The following is a 4,413-nucleotide window of genomic DNA, read 5'->3' as shown; positions in this document are numbered from 1 at the left end:
TTATATATTTTTTCATTTCTTTTAATTTTAAAAGTATAAAACCTATTTTTTCTATAATTAACTCCGAAAACGAAATAAATAATAATTCCTGCAATAGGCAAAAATATAATCAGCATAAGATATGCCAGTGTCTTACTGGTATTTTTAGTATCCATGATGATTTTGGCTGCCAAAAAGAAAATCCCTCCGAAATACAGAATTTCAAATCCTAAAAGAATATAGGGAAACTGATCTAAAAATTCTTTAATCATAAGCATATAGGATTCTGAACTAATACTGAAAATCCATAATCATTAAAGATAAAAAAAGTAGCATAAAATTCTGCTACTTTTTGCTTTTTAAATATTCATCCCTCCTGAAACTTCAATTCGCTGTCCATTGATCCATGCTGCATCTTGAGTACAGAGAAAAGCTATGACTCCGCCTATATCTTCAGGTAACCCAGCTCTTCCTAAGGCTGTTACACCGGAAATAAAGGAATTAACCTCTTTATTGTCCCTCGTACGCCCTCCACCAAAATCTGTTTCTACAGCACCCGGAGCGACTACATTCACTTTAATTTGTCTTGATCCTAATTCCTTCGCCATATAACGGGTCAGTGTTTCCACTGCTGATTTCATTGAACCATATACCGAAGATCCCGGAATGGTAAACCTTGCCAATCCTGAAGACACGTTGATAATCCCTCCTCCATCATTAATATGTGGTAATAATTTCTGACTGAGGAAAAACACTCCTTTATAATGAATCATGAACATTTCATCAAGCTGGTTCTCAGTCGTTTCTGCAAAAGGGGCATACAAAGCCGTTCCCGCATTATTGACAAGGTAGTCAATGTTAGTACTTTCAGTATGTTCTTTCAGGTATACCACAACTTCTTCCACAAAACCTTCAAAACTTTTAATATTTGTAGTATCCAGCTGGAAAGCTGCAGCTTTTCTTCCCAAAGATTTTATTTCATCCACTACTTTTTCGGCAGCTTCTTTGTCGCTTTTATAGGTCAGAATAACATCAATCCCTTTTTGTGCGATTTTCAGGGCTGTATTTCTACCGATTCCACGGCTCCCACCTGTTACTAATGCAATTTTTGTTTTCGTATCCATTGTTTTATTATTTAAATTTTATGATACAAATTTCAGTAATTCCGGAAAAGAACTATTTGCTTCAATCAATCCTATATTTGCAAAATTCAAATCAGGAACGAAATTCTACGGGGGTAAAGGAAGTTTTCCTTTTGAAGAAATTGGAAAAATGGGCTATTTCTTCAAAGCCCAATGCGTAGGATATTTCAGAAACATTCCATTGGGTTTGCTTGAGCAGTATTTTTGCTTCCTGAACGAGGCGCTCTGCAATTAATTCAGTGGTTGTTTTTCCCGTACTTTCCTTTAATTTTTTATTCAAATAATTGACATGCACTGCCAGTCTATCCGCGTAGTCTTTAGCAGTCTTAAGCTGCAATCTCTGATCTGAAGACTCGATAGGGAACTGTCTTTCCAGAAGCTCTATAAATAGGGAAACAACCCGCAGTGATGCATCATTGGATGTCGACAATTTGGTAGCAGGCTGAAGTTTCTGACCATAATGGATCAATTCTAGAACATAGTTTCTTATCAGATCATATTTAAAAATATAATCGGAAGTGATCTCTTTTTTTATTTTTGTAAAAAGCTCCTCAATTTCATTGGCCAAAGCATCATCTATTTCAAATACAGGATAGTTTCCGGGCTGGAAAATAGGTAAATCTTCCAATGAAGTCTGAGATTTATTTTTAATAAAAAAATCTTCTGTAAAGACACAAAAGCTTCCTGCCTGATTGGCTTCTTCCGGAATCCAGTGATAGGGAACCTTAGGTGTCGCAAACAATAAAGCATTCTGCTTTATGGAAATAACCTTATCAGCATACTCTGCCCTATTTTTCCCTCTGATAAGGCTTATCTTATAGTATTTCCTCCTATTATAAGGCATTTCAGAGGTCATTTTTACTTTCTCAATTGTTTGGGCAATATCAAATACATTAAAGTGACCTATATCTTTATGAAGGCCTTTTGGGAAAATACTTTCTATATCTTTTCCCAGTTTGGCAGACATTTCCCTGTAGAAATCATCTAATGAAGCATGGGCTATTTTTTCCATGGCGATGGATTTGTATAATTCAAAGGTACAAATTGATTTTTATTGTGGGATAGGTGAGATATTTTTTAACGCAAAGATTTCAAATAATGATTATATTATTTTAAGGTTTAAAGTTTTTATCAATTGAGAATTGATTCTATGAAGCTAATTTGATAAGTATTTTATCATATTTCTAATATGTATAAACAAATATCATAAGAGAGATTCTTCGCTTTATTGCATTACACTCTGAATAACATTTTCCGATGAACCGTCAGGTAATAAAACCAAAAAACACCCCCAAATTCATGAAAGTGTTTTTTGAACTATTTAACTTTAATATATTTTTCTTTTTTAAACGTTGAATCGGAAATGCATAATGTCCCCATCCTGAACAATATATTCTTTTCCTTCCACGGAAAGCTTTCCGGCTTCTTTTACTTTAGCTTCTGATCCATACGTGATATAATCGTTATATTTGATCACTTCTGCACGGATAAATCCTTTTTCAAAATCTGTATGGATTACTCCTGCTGCCTGAGGTGCCGTCCATCCTTGTCCAATAGTCCATGCTCTTACTTCTTTTACTCCTGCTGTAAAATAGGTCTGAAGTTTCAACAGATCATAAGCTTTTCTGATCAAACGATTTACTCCCGGTTCTTTCAATCCTAATTCGTCAAGGAAAATTTCTCTTTCTTCAAATGTTTCCAGTTCATTGATATCAGCTTCTATCTGTGCCGCTAAAACAACCACCTCTGCTCCTTCATTTTTAGCCATTTCTTCAATCTTTCCGATCCATTCATTTCCATTTTTAATAGAGTTTTCATCTACATTACAAACGTATAGGACCGGTTTTTTAGTCAATAACATCACCTCATCGATAATAGGTCTTGTTAAATCATCCACAGGAAATTCTCTTGCGTTCTTTCCGCCTTCAATAAACTGTTGAAGTTTCTGAAGTGTTTCATAGGCAAGAATATCTTCTTTCTTTCCTGACTTAATGAATTTCTTAGCTTTTTCTACTGCTTTTCCAACAGCTTCAAGGTCTTTCAGCTGAAGTTCAATATCAATAATCTCTTTATCTCTAAGAGGATCTACTGATCCTTCTACGTGAACAATATTTCCGTTATCAAAACATCTTAAAACATGGATAATCGCTTCACATTCACGAATGTTAGCAAGAAACTGGTTACCTAATCCTTCTCCTTTACTGGCTCCTTTTACAAGACCGGCAATATCTACGATCTCCACTACGGCAGGTAAAACTCTTTCCGGTTTTACGATTTTTTCCAGTTCGAACAATCTCTGATCCGGTACTGAAACTGTTCCTAAATTAGGTTCAATAGTACAGAAAGGATAGTTAGCTGATTGAGCTTTTGCATTGCTTAAACAGTTAAAAAGGGTTGATTTACCAACATTAGGTAAGCCTACAATTCCACATTTCATAGTGTTAGATTCAAAGATTAATGTTCAAAATTAAGTTCACTTCCTTTATCCATCAGATAGTGAGGGGAAAGTTTACATTTCATTCAGAATGAATATCTCAACTTTCAGCGTGCAAAGATAGTAATTTTGAAGCGAGTTTCATAACAAAAAAACCTGCCGGTTTTTCGACAGATTTTTCATAGCTTATTTTTAATGATTTTATGGGTTGTCTCCCGTAGCATCCTGAGCCATTGAAGCTTCATCGGGTGCTTGTGCTAATGTTTTATCAAGAGTGAATAAAGATTCATCCGTAGCTCTGTCTCCTCCTGCAATTTTTAATTTATCAATAAGATCCTGAGCTAATGTTTCTTCTTCAATCTGTTCTTTTACGAACCATTGCATAAAATTCCAGGTAGCCCAATCTTTTTCCTCCATAGACTTATCTACCAAATGATAAATGGAAGTGGTATTATCTACTTCATGTTTAAAGATCCCATCAAAACAGGCTGTCAAAGATTCAGGATCGGGAAGAGGTGCCGGAATAGCTTCTAATTTAGGTTTTCCTCCTCTATTAAGAATATATTCCATAAATTTAATAGAATGATTACGTTCTTCCTGGGCATGTCTGTACAAAAACTTGGCAATCCCCTGATATCCTTTGTCATCTGCCCAGATTCCGTAGGACAAAAAAACATGAGCCGCATGAATTTCCTTGTTCATCTGGTCGCTCAATGCTTTTTCCATTGAGTCGGAAAGTCTTTTCGTGTTCATAATATGATTTTTTGTGATTAGGTATTAAATGATACAAAAATGATTCCGATAAAATATTACAGTTAAATAAAATACATTTATAAATTCAAAAACAATATTAACTAT

At 34.7% G+C, this 4,413-nt stretch carries 5 protein-coding genes; all 5 read right to left on the bottom strand.

Going from position 1 to position 4,413, the window contains the following annotated elements; genetic code table 11:
* Positions 1 to 251: PLDc N-terminal domain-containing protein (locus Q0A18_RS11360; protein ID WP_292010266.1), on the bottom strand; the 251-nt coding region annotated here is incomplete at its 3' end.
* Positions 252 to 338: 87 nt separating this feature from the next.
* On the bottom strand, positions 339 to 1,103 hold the full coding sequence (locus Q0A18_RS11355; RefSeq protein WP_292010265.1) for an SDR family oxidoreductase: 765 nt from the start codon (positions 1,101 to 1,103) through the stop codon (positions 339 to 341).
* 91 nt (positions 1,104 to 1,194) lie between these two features.
* On the bottom strand, positions 1,195 to 2,133 hold the full coding sequence (locus Q0A18_RS11350; protein WP_292010264.1) for an AraC family transcriptional regulator: 939 nt from the start codon (positions 2,131 to 2,133) through the stop codon (positions 1,195 to 1,197).
* Positions 2,134 to 2,466: 333 nt separating this feature from the next.
* The gene (gene ychF, locus Q0A18_RS11345) at positions 2,467 to 3,558 is read right to left on the bottom strand and encodes a redox-regulated ATPase YchF (protein ID WP_292010263.1); all 1,092 of its coding nucleotides are present in this window, start codon (positions 3,556 to 3,558) and stop codon (positions 2,467 to 2,469) included.
* A gap of 198 nt (positions 3,559 to 3,756) precedes the next feature.
* Entirely contained in the window at positions 3,757 to 4,308 is a 552-nt protein-coding gene (locus Q0A18_RS11340; RefSeq protein ID WP_292010262.1) for a ferritin, read from the bottom strand.
* Positions 4,309 to 4,413: the final 105 nt, after the last annotated feature.

It is taken from the genome of Chryseobacterium sp., assembly GCF_022712095.1.
In the GTDB taxonomy this organism is placed as follows: domain Bacteria; phylum Bacteroidota; class Bacteroidia; order Flavobacteriales; family Weeksellaceae; genus Chryseobacterium.
The sequence above is the reverse complement of the archived record's forward strand: the minus strand, read 5'-3'. Positions and strand labels throughout refer to the sequence as shown.

Bases quoted from the DNA above. Each gene is read 5' to 3' on its own strand.
- Q0A18_RS11350 (WP_292010264.1), bottom strand. From the start codon at position 2,133: ATGGAAAAAATAGCCCATGCTTCATTAGATGATTTCTACAGGGAAATG.
- Q0A18_RS11340 (WP_292010262.1), bottom strand. From the start codon at position 4,308: ATGAACACGAAAAGACTTTCCGACTCAATGGAAAAAGCATTGAGCGAC.
- ychF (WP_292010263.1), bottom strand. From the start codon at position 3,558: ATGAAATGTGGAATTGTAGGCTTACCTAATGTTGGTAAATCAACCCTT.
- Q0A18_RS11355 (WP_292010265.1), bottom strand. From the start codon at position 1,103: ATGGATACGAAAACAAAAATTGCATTAGTAACAGGTGGGAGCCGTGGA.